Raw genomic sequence first — 13,200 nt, forward strand, 5'->3', positions numbered from 1 at the left:
ACGTCACAGGGGGCGGCAACGGCCCGAGGCCTCCCGCCCGGTCAACCTCCCGGCCACCGCCGCGACCGTCATGAGTAGTGCGCTACTCACCCCGGACGCCGGTCGCGCCCCGACTACTCATGTCGACGGCTCGTGCCCGACGACTCCTGCCCGACGACGGGCCCGCAGGTCGCCGCTCATCCGGGGCCGAGCTCGCCGAGGATGCCCTCGCAGCTGCGCACCAGCAGCCGCGCCGCCTGTCCGACCTCGCGCGGCGAGCCTGGGTGCTCGGCACGCAGCTGCCATCGCAGGTGCTGGTCGGCGGCGGCCTTGCGGACCTGCTCGGGTCCGGCGTCGGCGGCCAGGCCGAGCCGGGCCCGTGCGTCCGTCCCCGCCGCCCCCAGCAGGAGCTCGGCCGCGGCCGCCTCGTCGGGGGAGAGCGGGACCGCCCCCGAGCGGACGGCGTCCAGGAGCGCGATCTCGGCGAACTCGTGGGCCTCGGCACGGACCCGTTCGACCTCGCGCGCGAGACCGGACCCGGTCGGCGGCGGGAACCGCCGGACCACGGCCTCGAGCCCCATCAACGCCGACCGGGCCTTGAGGATCTCCGCGCGCGCCGCGAACTGGTCCGCCAGCACCGCCCGCAACAGCGGCAGGCCGCTGGCCTCCGCCAGCGCCGCCGCGAGGTCGCCGGCCCCGCCGACCTCGCCATCGCGGACCATGCGGGTGGCGAGCCGCAGCCCGAACATGCCGAACCGGTCGAGCAGCGCGACGCGCTCGTCGGGCAGCAGCGGGACGTCGGAGGGTGCGCTGCGCAGCCGATCGGCCGTGCGCAGCAGCCGGTCCACGTCCGGCGCGCGCGCGAGCACCTCGATCATGCGGTACTCGCTCTCCCGCAGCGCCGCCGCGGAGGACGCCAGCAGCCCCGCCACCGGCACGACGGTGCGGCAGAGCGCCCGGATCCGGGGATCCGCGGCGTAGCGCGTGGCGATCCTGCCCGCGACCTCGAGCGCGTCCGGACGGGCGTGCCCCACCTCGTCCGCGCGGGCGAGCACGCCCACCGTGTTCACCGCGTTGCGGTCGGGCGAGCCGTCCCGGAACGTCTCGAGGAACCGGATGTCCTCGCCGTGCACATGGCGCATCAGGTAGACCACGGCGTCGACCTCGGCGGGACCGGCGTCGAGCTCGGCCTCCGGGGTCAGCAGCGCCTCGGTCCGCTCACCGAGCCCGGTGCTCGACCCCATCCCCGGGGTGTCGATCAGCGACATCGTCCGCAACGCCGGGGCCGGCCACTCGACCACCAGCCGCTCCACGTCCGCCGCGGTCACCCCCTCGAGGCGGATGTCGAGCGCTCCCTGCACGCGCCCGAACGGCACCTGCCGCGGCGGCCCCTCGCGCGGGTGGAGGGCCACGCGATAGGTGATCCCGTCGACGTACCAGGTGACGATGCGTGTGCACTCCCCGGCGTCGGTGGCGGCGAGCTGCTGCCCGACCAACGCGTTGAGCAGCGTGGACTTGCCCGCCTTGACCCGTCCCGCGATCGCCACACGCAACGGTTCGGCGAGCCGGTCGGCGACGGCGCGCAGCTCGGCCTCGGCCGGGCTCCCGGCGTACTCGCCGATCGACGTCCGGACGAGCGCGGCGACCCGCCGGGCGACCTCGGGCCCGCTCACCGGGCCGGCTCCGTGGCCGTCCGCGCCAGCATGTGCTCCGTGCGGGTGCGGAGGGTGGCGAAGAGCTGCAGGTCCTTCTGCAGCCGGCGCAGCTCGTCGGCGGCGTCCTCGTCGTCGCGCACCGCCTCGCGGGCGGCGTCGACCGCCTCGGAGGCCGACCGCTGGAGCTCCTCGGCCCGCTTGGTGTAGCGCTCGCGCAGGTCCCGCTGCGCCCGCCGGACCGTGTCCCGCGAGTCCTTCGACACCTGCGTCGAGAACTCCTCCACGAACTGGCGCACCGCGGTACGCGCGGCCGCCCGCCGCTTCTCGATCGCCCGGCGCCGCTCCTCGCCCAGTGCGGCGCGGCCCATCAGCAGGCCCGCGACGATGCCCACGGGGCTGGGGATCACCAGCGTCGTCAGATGCGCGAGCATCGTGAACATCATGTAGCCGGAGTAGGTCTTCTGGAAGATCGCCAGCTTCCCGGTGACCTTCTTCGGGCTCTCGAGCGCGGTCGTGTCGATCGACATCTGCTCCAGCACGCCGACCGGCGCGCGGACCGTGAGGATCTGCTTCTCGACCAGCTCGAAGTGCTCGGCGACCCGGTCCGCCAGCTCGTCGGCGGCCTTGGTGAACCGCGCGTAGTTCTCCAGGGTCTCCGCGGCCAGCCGCGAGCGCAGCCACTTCTCGAACTCGTCCCAGTTGCGCGCCGGATCGCCCTCCTCGATCGCCCGCTCCGCCTCGGTGAGCACCGCCCGGGTGCGCACCCGGAGGTCGAAGTCGACGTCCGAGGAGATGTCGGCGAAGCCGTCGTACAGCACCTGCTGCCACCGTGCGCTGCGGCTGCGCAGGGTGTCCGCCCGCTCCCGCGCGCGGACGAGCTCGGCCCGCACGTCGCCGGCCGCCTCCGGGCGGCCCAGCGCGGCGGCCCGCGCCGAGAGCGCGGGGACGATCTGCCCGATCACCGACTGCAGGTGGGCGCCCACCGACTGCAGCGCGACGCGCTCCGCGTCCTCGACGACGTCGTCGATCCGGCGCACGAGCGGCGGGAACCCGGACTCCTCGTTCAGCTCCGCGTCGGCGGTCGCGGCCGCGTCCGACCGCACCTGTGAGGAGACGGGGAAGGCCGCCACCGTCACCCCTTCCCGCTCGAGGTGCGCGAGGTCGAGCTCGAGGATGCGCCGCCAGTGCGGGTACAGGTCGGTCTTGGTCAGGACGAACAGGACGGTGGGGCACAGCTCGACCACCGTCCGCAGGAAGCGCAGCTCCGCCGCCGTGAGCTCCTGCGAGGCGTCGGACACGAACAGCACGGCGTGCGCCGAGGGCAGCGCGCTCGCGGTCACCGCGTTGCGGACGGACCCGAGCCCGCCGACCCCCGGTGTGTCCACCACGATCAGCCCGGACTCCAGCAGCGCCCGGTCCACGCCCACCGTCACCGACCGCAGGCGCCGCCGGTTGCCGGGGTTGCCGCCCTCCGCGACGTGGGCGGCGATCTGCTCGAACGCGATCGTCTCGGTCCACGGCGAGCCGACGTCGCCGTCCGGCGGCTCGTAGGTGGCCCGGGCGCTCGGCTCGGTCGCGAACCTCACGACGGTCGGGACGGACGTGGCGATGTCGTCGTCCACGGGGCACACCGAGGTGGTCAGCAAGGCGTTGACCAGCGAGCTCTTGCCCTTCTTGTACTCGCCGACGACGTAGACGGTGACGCCGGATCCGGACAGCAGGTCCCGGGCGCCGCGGAGCCGCTCGACGAGATCGTCCCGGCGGTACGCGTCGGCGCCGTCGATCGCCAGGTCCACGGTCTCGCGGGCGTAGCGCACCGCGGCGCTCGGTCCCTGCTGCTGGATCATGCTCCCCCCGGCCCGGCCGCCGACCCCCCGGCGGCCCTACCGGCGCGGTCGTGGACCGCGCCTCCCGGCGACCGATCAGACGTGCTCGGTCCCGACGTCGTGCGACCCCTCCATGTCGCGGTGCTCCTCGTGCCCGCGGTCCTCGGTCCGGCCCTGGTCGTAGCGGTCGTCGTGCCCGGAGCGGACGTCCTGGTGCTCGTACCGGTGCTCGTCGTCGCGGCGGTCGTCGCGGTGCTCGTCGCGGTGCTCGTCCCGGTCCCGGTGCTCGTCCCGGTCGCGGTCGCGGTACTGGTCGCGGTCCCGGTCGCGGTAGTCGTCGCGGTCGCGGTGCTCGTCGCGGTCGCGGTGTTCGTCGCCGTCACGCCGGGTGCCCTCGAAGTGCCGGCCCCGCTCCCCGCTGTCGTGGTGCTCGCCCCGGTGCCCCCCGCGGTGCTCCTCGCGGTCGCGGTGCTCTTCCCGGTCGCGGTGCTCTTCCCGGTCGCGGTGCTCTTCCCGGCCGCGGTGCTCCTCCCGGCCGCGGTGCTCCTCCCGGCCGCGGTGTTCCTCGCGTCCGCGGTGTTCCTCGTGCCCGCGGTGCTCGCCGCGGTGCTCGCCGCGGTGCTCCTCCCGCTCGCGGTGCTCTTCCCGTTCCCGCTCGCGGTGCTCCTCGCGCGCGTGCTCCTCCCGCTCGTGCTCGCGGTGTTCCCGCTCGCGGTGCTCCTCGCGTTCGCGCTCCCGGTGCTCGCGCTGTTCCTCCCGCTCGCGATCGCGGTGTTCGTCGCGCTCGCGATCCCGTTCGTCGCGGTGCTCCCGCTGCTCGTGCCCGAAGACGTCCCCGCTGCGGGTGTGCTCGCCCGTGCTCTGGTCGGCCATGACGGTCCCTCCCTGCCCGTTCCTGTGCCTGGCTCGTCCTTCGTGCGGTGGCGACCGGCCGGTCGCCGGCCAGCAGTCTCCGGGCGTTCCGGGTGCGGCGTCGTGAGTAGTCCGGTACTTCCCTGCGCCCCGACGCCCGCCGGACTACTCATGCGCCCCCCGTCCGCGTCGACCGGCAGGCCGCGGCCTCACTCGTCCACGCCCGCCCGCAACGCCACGGCCAGCTCCCGCCTGCCCGGCACGCCGAGCTTGCGGTAGATCCCGTGCAGCACGTTGTCGACCGTGCGGACCGACACCATCAGCTGGGCGGCGATGGCCTTGCTCGTCATCCCGGCGGCCGCGAGCGTCGCGATCTCGGACTCCCGGGACGTCAGCACCCCGGCCGCGCCCAGCGACGCCAGGGGCGGGGTCGCGGCGCCCTCACACCGTCCGGCCCACTCCCGTGCCCGCGTGGCCGCGAGCCGGGACGCGCCCTTGCGGCCGGCGAGCTCGTGCGCGCGGGCGGCCTGGGCCGCGGCCTCGGCGGCCAGCAGCAGCATCCCGTGGTCGGCGAAGACGTCGGCGACCTCGCCGAGCGCACGGGCGTCGCCGGCGGCGAGCGCTCTCGCGTGGCGGGCGTAGGCGGGCGCGATCGGGCCGTCGACCCCCGCCGCGACCTCGGTGATCCGCTCCAGGGCCGCCTCCGCCGCGTCGAACCGCACGCACCCGTGCAGCGCCTGCAGCTCGACCTGCCGCTGGGAGATCGCCCGCGCACGCTCGGCCGCGTCCAGCGCGCGGGTGACCGCGTCGCCGCCCTGGGCGGCCGCCGTCCACGCGGACGCGAGCACCACCCACGCCTCGCCGGCCCCGCCGACCGCCTCCGCCGCCCGTTCGGCGTGCCGCAGCGCCGCCGCCGCGGCGACGGCGTCGCCCCGCATCGCCTCGGCCTCGGCGATCTGTGCCCGCACGTGGGCCAGGAACGGGAACGCGCCGTCCCGGACCGTGCCCGCCGCGTCCTGCAACCGCTCCAGGGCGGCACCGAGCCGCCCCTGCCGGGCGAGGGCGATGCCGTGCCAGCCCCCGTACAGGGCCTGGGCGACGGGCTGGTGGGCGTCGACCGCACGACGGTGCCCGGCCTCGGCGAGCGCCTCCGCCTCCGCCAACCGCCCCAGGCCGACCAGCGCACCGCAGCTCGCCGAGTCCAGGTGGGGGAGCCCCCAGCCGGCCGTCCAGGTGGCCGCGGCCGGCAGCGCCGCACGGCCGCGCCCGGCCACGGCCAGCGCGGCCTCGTGCCGTCCCGTGCCGCACCACGCGTCGGCGGCGACGGCCCGGGCCGGGCCGGCCAGCGGGCCGAGCCGGTCCTCGTCGTCGAGGAGGGGCGCGACCGTGGCGATTGCCTCGCCGCAGCGGTCCGAGTACGCGAGACCCGCCGCGCGCAGGACGAGCAGGTCCGGGCGCCGCGGGTCGGTCCGGGACGCCCGGTCGGCCTCCAGCGCCACCGCCGCCGCGCGATCCGGCGAGCCGACGCCCCACTGCAGGTTCCCCAGGCGGACCAGCGCCAGGCGGAGCCGGCGCTCGTCGCCGTCCGCGGGCAGCCCGGCGAGCACCTCCTCGGCCGCGGCCGGCTCCCCGAGCGCCGTCAGCGCCTGGGCCAGCGTCAGGGAGGCCTCGAACCCGCCTCCGCGACGCGCGGCGGCGCGGGCCACCCGCACCGCGGCCGCATGGTCCGGCTCCGCGACCTGCGCGGCCCGCCGGGCGACCGCCACGAGGGTCTCCGAGGGGACCGGGAGCCCGCCGCCCAGCCGCCAGGAGGTGGCCCGGATCCGGTCCACGGGTTCCAGGTCGGGTCCGTCGAAGGTCTCCGCGAGGAGCCGGTACACCGCGCGCTCGCGCAGGGGCGACGTCGCCGAGCGCAGCACCTCGACGTCGATCAGGTGCGCGAGGGACACCCGCACGCGGTCGCCCACCGCGCGCGACACCAGCAGGCCCCGCTGCTCGAGCCCGTCGAGCAGGTCGGCGCCGTAGCGGCGCATCAGGCCGTCGGCGTCGAGGTCGCGGCCGAAGGCCAGCAGCTCGAGGGCCTCCTGCTCCCCGGGGAGCAGCGGGCCGATGCGGGCCCGGACCAGGTCGCTCAGCCGGCGGGTCGGGCGCAGCGGTCCGTCCCACCGCCAGACCCCGTCGACCGGGGAGAGGACGCGCGAACGCAGCCCCTCCTCGACGAACTCGCGCAGGTAGGTCGCGTTGCCGCCGGTCAGGGTGTGCAGCCGCTGCACGGTCGCCCGGGCCACCCGGCCCTCGACGACCCGGCTCAGCAGCTCGGCCGTCTCGTCCTCGTCGAACTCGTGGACGTCGACGCGTTCGAGCAGGTTCTCCTTCCACAGGGCGAACACCGGGTCGGGCACGGACACCTCGGTGCGCGCCGCGAGCACCAGGAAGGCCGACCGGGTCACGGCCAGGTGGTGGAGCACGCTCGCGGAGACGGGGTCGAGGAGATGGGCGTCGTTGACCCCCACGACCAGTCCGCGCCCGTTCGTGCCCGCGACGAGGTGCCCCGCGACCTGCGTGAGTACCTGCGGCCCCTCGACGGGGTCCGCGCCGACCAGCAACTGGGCCAGCGCGCCGAGGGGGATCTCCGACGCCGAACGCGTCGCCATGACCCACCGCGCCGTCCAGCCCTCCGCCGCGGCCGCGTCGAGGACCGCCCGGGCCAGCCTCGTCAGCCCGGACCCGGCCGGCCCGACCAGCACGACGCCCGCCCGGCCGCCGGGGCCGGACCGGATCCGTCGCACCCGCGCCAACTGGGCGGCGCGGCCGACGAAGGGCCAGTGGCGCACCATCACGGCCGCCCGGAGGCCCCGGGAACGGGAGGGCCGGACGCCGCGTCCGCGCCGACGGGAGTGGAATCGACGCGAGCGGGACGGCCGAGAGCGCTCACCGGAACCTCACAGGAGAGTCCCACCGCCCCGAACCGCCTCCGCGGATCGGCACCCGGACTCTGCCCATGTGCGGCCGCAGTGCCAACCGTGCACGCGCGAATTCATCCGCCTGTCGCAGCGCGCGGACCGCCGGAACGCCGGATGACGGCGTTCGGCGCGGCATCGCGCGCACCGGGGCCGGCCCGTCGAGCACGAGGTACGAGCGGCCCCGACCCCACCGCCCCGCCCGCGTGTGCATGGAGGGTCGTTCGACCCGGCCCCCGCCCGCCGTTACCCGACGAGGGGCCTTCCCCGGAGTGCGGACGTCCCCGGGGAAACCGTCAGACCTTCATCTCCGCGTACCTCTCCCCGGCGGTGTTCTCCACCACCACGCCCGCGACCTGGTCGGCCGGGACGCCGGCGCTGCCGTCAAGGTGGACGCCGCCCGCCTCGCCCTGCGGCGGGACCACCCAGCCGCCGGCGATCTCCCGCGAACCGTCCTTGGCCACCACGACCAGGCGGCAGTGCTCGCCCGCGGGGACGCCCTTGACGTTCGCCGCGAGCCGCACCCAGCCGTTGGCCGGGGTCACGGTGACCGCGGCGGTGACCGCGCCCTGCGTCGCCTCCATGGTCCGGGCCCCCGCCGCCACGGTGGTGGCCGGCGCGGACGGGGCCAGCGCCCGCCCGGCGACGACCCCGCCGCCCAGCAGCGCCGCGGCCACCACCGCCGCGGCGACCGCGCGGGTCAGCAGGCGCCGGCGGCGCTCCGCGGCGCGCTCGTCGCGGATCTCCCGCAGCGCCCGGTGCAGCACCAGGTCGCTGTCGGGCGGGCCCTCCAGCAGGGCCTCGTCGGGCAGCTCGTCGAGCGTCCGCGTCATCGCGCGCAGGTCCTCCCACTCGGCGCGGCACTGCGCGCACCCCTCCAGATGAGCCTCGACCGCCGTCGTCTCCTCGGGGGTCAGCAGCCCCAGGACGTGTGCGGACAGCTCGCCGCCGTCGATGCCACAGGTCGTCATCCCGGCACCCCCTCCACGGTCGGGCCGAGCGCGGTGCGCAGGGCGCGCAACGCGTAGTACGAGCGGGACTTCACCGTGCCCGGGGGCACGCCGAGCACCTCGGCGGCCTCGGGCAGCGTCCGGCCGCGGAAGTAGACCTCGGCCAGGACGTCGCGGTGGTCGGGCGAGAGCCGTTCCAGCGCGGGCAGGACGGTCAGGGCGTCGACGACCCGGTCCGCGTGGTCGCCGGTCGGGACCGGGGGAGCGGCGTCCTCCTCGACCTCCGACGGCCGGGCGCGCTGGGCCCGCACCCGGTCGGTGACCAGGTTCCGGGCGACGGTCAGCAGCCAGCTGCGCACCGAGCCGCGGCCGTTGGTCAGCACGTCGGAGTGCTGCCAGGCGCGGACCAGGACCTCCTGGACCACGTCCTCCGCCGCCGCCCGGTCGCCGAGCAGCCGGGTGGTGAACGCCAGCAGCGCCCGCCCGTGCTCGGCGTAGACGGCGCGGATCAGCGCCTCGTCCGGGTCCCGCGGACCCCTGCGTTCCCGGGCGCGTCCCCGCGCCCGGTGACCCGACCCGACCATGCACGCTCCCGGAGAGACGACCGACGACACCGCGGGCGGAACGGGCCGGACCCACCGGCGGTCCCGTGCCCCTGCGGAGCGCGGTGAGGGTAGCGAAGTCCACGTCAGCGACACGGACGCACCGAGGGAACGGTTCACCGCAACTTTTTCCCCGAACCGGTGAACCGCGTCCCGCCCGCGTCCGTGTCCCCTCGTGAACGCTCCCCCATGAACGAGGTGAACCGATGAGGACACGCGGCCCGATGCTGACGCTGCTCGCCGTGCTGGCGGTCGGCCTGGCGGTGTTCGCCGTGAACACGGTCCTGGCCGGCGGGCCCGACGACGAGCCGGCCGTGACCACGACCGCGCAGTCCGGCTCGGCGGGCTCCGACGGGTACGGCGGCCCCGCCGAGGCCCAGGCCGCCCCGCAGGCCCAAGCCGCTCCCCAGGACCGGGCCGCCTCCGAGGCCGCGGTCCCGCAGACCCAACAGCAGGCCGCCCCCGCTGTCGCCGACTCCGCCTTCGCCGGCCGTTCCGCCGGCAACGAGGTGACCGTCGCGATGGGCGTCGAGGGGGACAAGGTCGTCGCGTACGTCTGCGACGGCAAGCAGGTCGAGTCCTGGTTCGAGGGCACCGTCAACGGCGGGAAGCTGCAGCTCAGCGGCGTCGACGGCGACCTGACCGCCGACGCGACGAACCAGGCCGTGTTCGGCACCGTCGCCGTGGGCGACAAGAGCTGGCCCTTCTCGGCGCAGCCCGAGGACGCGCCGGCCGGGGCGGCCGCCGACCGCGCCGTCCTGAAGAAGCTCGGCACCGCCTGACCCCGATCCCCCGGAGGACCCCGTGAGCCGCTCCCCGCGCACCGGTGCCACCGACCTCGGCTACGACCCCGCCACCGAGGCCGGCACCGATCGTCCCGGCACCGACCGTCCCGAAGCCGCCGACACCGGCGGCTACCGGCCGGACTACGACCCGGGCCGGTTCGACCCGCCGACCGACCCGAACCTGCCGATCGTCCCGGCGGAGCCCGACGCCGCTCTCGATCCGGGGCTGCAGGAGGCCACCACCTCGATCTTCGCCGCCGTGCCCGCCCGGACCGGGCACGACGACGGCGTCGACGGCGGCTGGGCCGACCCCACCTGGGGGCACCGCTCCTGGGACCGCCCCGACTACGACGACGAGCTCGAGGAGTTCGACCGGTTCGGCGGGTTCGACCCCGGCCCGCACCCCTACGGCGCCGACGCCGAGGAGCGGCCGGACGCCCCCGACGTCGTCGAGGCCCCGGGCCACCCCGGCACCCGGCCGGCCGCCCTCCTGGTCCCGACCGTCGTCGGCGTCGCGATCTCCGTCGGGCTCGGCGTGTACGCCCGCGTCCACGAGGGCACCGGCACCGCGATCAACCTGGCCGGATTCTCCAGCGGCCTCGCCGCCAAGAGCTGGTTGACCGCGGCAGCGTTCGTGCTGGTCCTGGTGCAGCTGTGGACCTCGATGCGGATGTACGGGCGGATCGGGAAGCGCCGCCCCGCCGGCCGCGGGACCGCGACGGCCCACCGCTGGTCCGGGCGGCTGGCCGTGCTGCTGACCATCCCGGTCGCGGTGCACTGCCTCTACGCGCTCGGCTACTCCGACGCGAACCTCCGCGTGCTCCTGCACTCGCTGCTGGGCTGCTTCTTCTACGGCGCGTTCGCCGCCAAGATGCTCGTCCTGCCCCGCCACGACGCGCCGCGCTGGGCCCTGCCCGTCCTCGGCGGCCTGGTTTTCGTCGTGCTGACCGGCCTCTTCCTCACGTCCTCGGTGTGGTTCTTCACCACCAAGGGCCTGACCGTCTGACCCCCCGGAGACCCCACCATGAGCTCCCGTCCCGCGCTCCTCACCACCGCCGCCCTGCTGAACCGCAGGGCCGTCCTCGCCGGCACCTGCGCCGCCGGCTGCGCCGCGCTCGCCGGCTGCGCCACCTACTCGGCGGTACCGGAGCCCGATGCCGCCCCGCAGGCGGGCGGCACGGCCGCGCCGCAGCCCGGCGGCGCCGCGGCCGCCCCGCTCGTGAAGACCGCCGAGGTGCCGGTCGGCGGCGGTGTGATCCTGGCCGCGCAGCAGGTCGTCGTGACCCAGCCGACCGCCGGGCTCTTCAAGGCCTTCTCGACGACGTGCACGCACCAGGGCTGCGAGGTGACATCCGTCGCGGACGGCCAGATCGTGTGCCCGTGCCACGGCAGCTACTTCTCCGTGACCGACGGCGCGCCGACCGAGGGACCTGCGAAGAAGCCGCTCCCCGAGAAGGCGGTCACCGTCTCGGGCGACGCCGTCACCCTGGCCTGAGCTGGGGCGATCAGAGTCGGAGATCACGGCCGGTCACGGCTGACCGTGACTGTGGGCGGTCACTAGACTCCGCACGACCCCGCGAAGCGACGACGCACCACGGCGTGTGCGCTCGCCGGGGTGGGTGAGGAGTTTGCGCGGATGACATCAGGCAGGGCACCGCAGGACGCCCCGACCGACCAGGTGGACGAGCAGGAGCTCAGCGAGAACGCCCCGGAGCCGCCCGAGCACCTGGTGCTCGCGGCCGAGTTCTCCGACGCCACCCGCGACCAGTGGGCGGCGGCGGTCGACGGCGTGGTCCGGAAGTCTGGGCGCATCGGCGAGGACGCGCCGCTCGGCGCGGGCGTCGAGAAGCTCGCCTGGGACACCGCCGACGGCATCCGCGTGCAGCCGCTCTACACGGCCGAGGACGTCGCGGACCTGCCCGCGACCGGGGTCCCGGGGGCCCTGCCCTTCGTGCGCGGCTCCCGCACCGGCGGGCACGTGCCGGACGGGTGGGACGTCCGCCAGCACCACGCCGCGCCCTCCGCGGCAGCGGTGCAGGACGCCCTGCTGGCCGACCTCGAGAACGGCGTCTCGTCGGTGTGGCTCGCCGTGGGCGCCGGCGGGATCCCGGTGGCCGAGCTGGGCGCGGCGCTCGACGGCGTCGTGCTCGACCTCGCCCCGGTCGTGCTCGACGCGGGTGAGTCGGCCGCGGAGGCCGCCGAGGCCTTCCTGACCCTGGCCGAGGAGCGCGGCGTCGCGAAGGACGCCCTGCTCGGCACCCTCGGGCTCGACCCGATCGGCCTGCGGGCCCGCGCCGGCTCGGGACCGGACGTCGACTCGGTGGTCCCCCTCGCCACCCGCGTCGCGGGGGAGTACCCGCAGGTGCGGGCCGTGGTCGTCGACGCCACCGCGGTCCAGGAGGCCGGCGGGTCCGAGGCGCAGGAGCTCGGCTTCTCGCTCGCCGCCGGCGTGGCCTACCTGCGCGCGCTCACCGGCGCCGGGCTCCCGGTGTCCGACGCCGCCCGCGTGCTCGAGTTCCGCTACTCGGCCACCGCCGAGCAGTTCCCGACCATCGCCAAGCTCCGCGCCGCCCGCCGGCTCTGGGGCCGGGTCCTGGAGGCCTCCGGCGCCCTGTCCGACGACCCGGCGGCCGCGGGCCAGGCCCAGCACGCCGTCGTCTCGCCGACGCTCTTCAGCAGGCGGGACCCGTGGGTGAACATGCTGCGCGGCACGGTCGCCGGGTTCGCGGCCGGCGTCGGTGGCGCCGACGCCGTGACCGTGCCGCCGTTCGACATCGCGATCGGCGAGGCCGAGCCCTTCTCCCGGCGCGTCGCGCGCAACACCCAGGCGCTGCTGATCGAGGAGTCGCACCTGTCCCGGGTGATCGACCCGGGCGGCGGGTCCTGGTACGTCGAGCACCTCACGGACGACCTGGCCCGCGCCGGCTGGGCCTTCTTCCAGGAGCTCGAGGCCGCGGGCGGCGCCGTCGCAGCGCTGGACTCCGGCCTGGTCGCCGAGAAGGTCGGCGAGGTCCGGGCGAAGCGGGAGAAGGGCGTCGCGACCCGCCGGACCCCGCTCACCGGCGTCAGCGAGTTCCCGGACCTCGACGAGAAGCCGGTCGAGCGCACCCCGCTGCCGGAGCCCGTGGCCCGCGGCGGCCTGCCGCTGTACCGGCCGGCGGAGGCCTACGAGGCGTACCGCGACCGGTCGGACGCGATCCTGGCCGAGACGGGTGCCCGCCCGGCCGCGTTCCTGGCCACGCTCGGCCCGCTCGCGGCGTACACCGCCCGCGCCGGGTTCGCCCGCAACCTCCTGCAGGCCGGCGGGATCGCCGGGCCGGAGGCCGGCCCGACCGAGACGCCGGATGAGGTCGCCGAGGCCTTCCGCAAGTCCGGCTCCCCGGTCGCCGTCCTCTGCTCCACCGACGCCCTGTACGGCGAGCGCGCCGAGGCCACGGCCGCCGCGCTGCGCGAGGCCGGTGCCGCGCGCATCCTGCTCGCGGGCAAGGGTTCCTACGACGGCGTCGACGGGTACCTGTTCGCCGGGTGCGACGCCCTGGCCGTCATCGACGACGTCTACGCCGCTCTGGAGGGGTCACGTTGAGCGAGCTT

Annotated in this window: 10 protein-coding genes; 5 read left to right on the forward strand and 5 right to left on the reverse strand. The window is 76.2% G+C overall.

Translation table 11 applies throughout. From position 1 onward, the window contains the following. Positions 1-176 precede the first annotated feature (176 nt). Both ACQP04_RS17870 and ACQP04_RS17875 read right to left on the reverse strand, forming a co-directional pair. The gene (locus ACQP04_RS17870; protein WP_433508162.1) at positions 177-1,652 is read right to left on the reverse strand and encodes a dynamin family protein; all 1,476 of its coding nucleotides are present in this window, start codon (positions 1,650-1,652) and stop codon (positions 177-179) included. After that, complete coding sequence (locus ACQP04_RS17875; protein ID WP_433508163.1) at positions 1,649-3,481, reverse strand: dynamin family protein; 1,833 nt, start codon at positions 3,479-3,481, stop codon at positions 1,649-1,651. Before ACQP04_RS17875 ends, ACQP04_RS17870 begins: the two co-directional genes overlap by 4 nt. Positions 3,482-3,562: 81 nt before the next feature. On the opposite strand from ACQP04_RS17875, the gene ACQP04_RS17880 reads away from it, so the two are divergent. Then, on the forward strand, positions 3,563-4,591 hold the full coding sequence (locus ACQP04_RS17880) for a hypothetical protein (RefSeq protein ID WP_433508164.1): 1,029 nt from the start codon (positions 3,563-3,565) through the stop codon (positions 4,589-4,591). Here ACQP04_RS17880 and ACQP04_RS17885 read toward each other — a convergent pair. From ACQP04_RS17885 to ACQP04_RS17895, 3 genes are all read right to left on the reverse strand, one after another. Next, positions 4,522-7,149 carry a LuxR C-terminal-related transcriptional regulator gene (locus ACQP04_RS17885; protein ID WP_433508165.1) on the reverse strand — a complete coding sequence of 876 codons (2,628 nt, stop codon included), beginning with the start codon at positions 7,147-7,149 and terminating at the stop codon, positions 4,522-4,524. The two genes, ACQP04_RS17880 and ACQP04_RS17885, sit on opposite strands and share 70 nt — an antisense overlap. A 419-nt stretch (positions 7,150-7,568) precedes the next feature. Further along, positions 7,569-8,243 (reverse strand): anti-sigma factor family protein, encoded by a 675-nt coding sequence (locus ACQP04_RS17890; protein WP_433508166.1) that lies wholly within the window; start codon positions 8,241-8,243, stop codon positions 7,569-7,571. Beyond that, positions 8,240-8,806 (reverse strand): sigma-70 family RNA polymerase sigma factor, encoded by a 567-nt coding sequence (locus ACQP04_RS17895; RefSeq protein WP_051736552.1) that lies wholly within the window; start codon positions 8,804-8,806, stop codon positions 8,240-8,242. Before ACQP04_RS17895 ends, ACQP04_RS17890 begins: the two co-directional genes overlap by 4 nt. 224 nt (positions 8,807-9,030) lie before the next feature. Here ACQP04_RS17895 and ACQP04_RS17900 point away from each other — a divergent pair, with 224 nt between their 5' ends. The 4 genes from ACQP04_RS17900 to ACQP04_RS17915 all read left to right on the forward strand — a co-directional run bounded on the left by ACQP04_RS17900 (position 9,031) and on the right by ACQP04_RS17915 (position 13,192). Then, positions 9,031-9,606 carry a hypothetical protein gene (locus tag ACQP04_RS17900; protein WP_433508167.1) on the forward strand — a complete coding sequence of 192 codons (576 nt, stop codon included), beginning with the start codon at positions 9,031-9,033 and terminating at the stop codon, positions 9,604-9,606. 22 nt (positions 9,607-9,628) lie between these two features. Continuing rightward, a complete protein-coding gene (locus tag ACQP04_RS17905; protein ID WP_433508168.1) occupies positions 9,629-10,615 on the forward strand; it encodes a DUF6529 family protein in 987 nt (328 codons plus the stop codon). Between the two features lie 18 nt (positions 10,616-10,633). Next, entirely contained in the window at positions 10,634-11,104 is a 471-nt protein-coding gene (locus ACQP04_RS17910; protein WP_433508169.1) for a Rieske (2Fe-2S) protein, read from the forward strand. 141 nt (positions 11,105-11,245) lie between these two features. Continuing rightward, positions 11,246-13,192, forward strand: coding sequence for a methylmalonyl-CoA mutase family protein (locus ACQP04_RS17915; protein WP_433508170.1), 1,947 nt, complete (start codon positions 11,246-11,248; stop codon positions 13,190-13,192). Positions 13,193-13,200: the final 8 nt, after the last annotated feature.

It is taken from the genome of Pseudonocardia halophobica, assembly GCF_050948485.1.
Taxonomy (GTDB): Bacteria; Actinomycetota; Actinomycetes; order Mycobacteriales; family Pseudonocardiaceae; genus Pseudonocardia; species Pseudonocardia halophobica.

Coding starts and splice junctions, on each gene's coding strand:
- ACQP04_RS17890 (WP_433508166.1), bottom strand. CDS start 8,243: ATGACGACCTGTGGCATCGACGGCGGCGAGCTGTCCGCACACGTCCTG.
- ACQP04_RS17910 (WP_433508169.1), top strand. CDS start 10,634: ATGAGCTCCCGTCCCGCGCTCCTCACCACCGCCGCCCTGCTGAACCGC.
- ACQP04_RS17895 (WP_051736552.1), bottom strand. CDS start 8,806: ATGGTCGGGTCGGGTCACCGGGCGCGGGGACGCGCCCGGGAACGCAGG.
- ACQP04_RS17885 (WP_433508165.1), bottom strand. CDS start 7,149: ATGGTGCGCCACTGGCCCTTCGTCGGCCGCGCCGCCCAGTTGGCGCGG.
- ACQP04_RS17915 (WP_433508170.1), top strand. CDS start 11,246: ATGACATCAGGCAGGGCACCGCAGGACGCCCCGACCGACCAGGTGGAC.
- ACQP04_RS17900 (WP_433508167.1), top strand. CDS start 9,031: ATGAGGACACGCGGCCCGATGCTGACGCTGCTCGCCGTGCTGGCGGTC.
- ACQP04_RS17875 (WP_433508163.1), bottom strand. CDS start 3,481: ATGATCCAGCAGCAGGGACCGAGCGCCGCGGTGCGCTACGCCCGCGAG.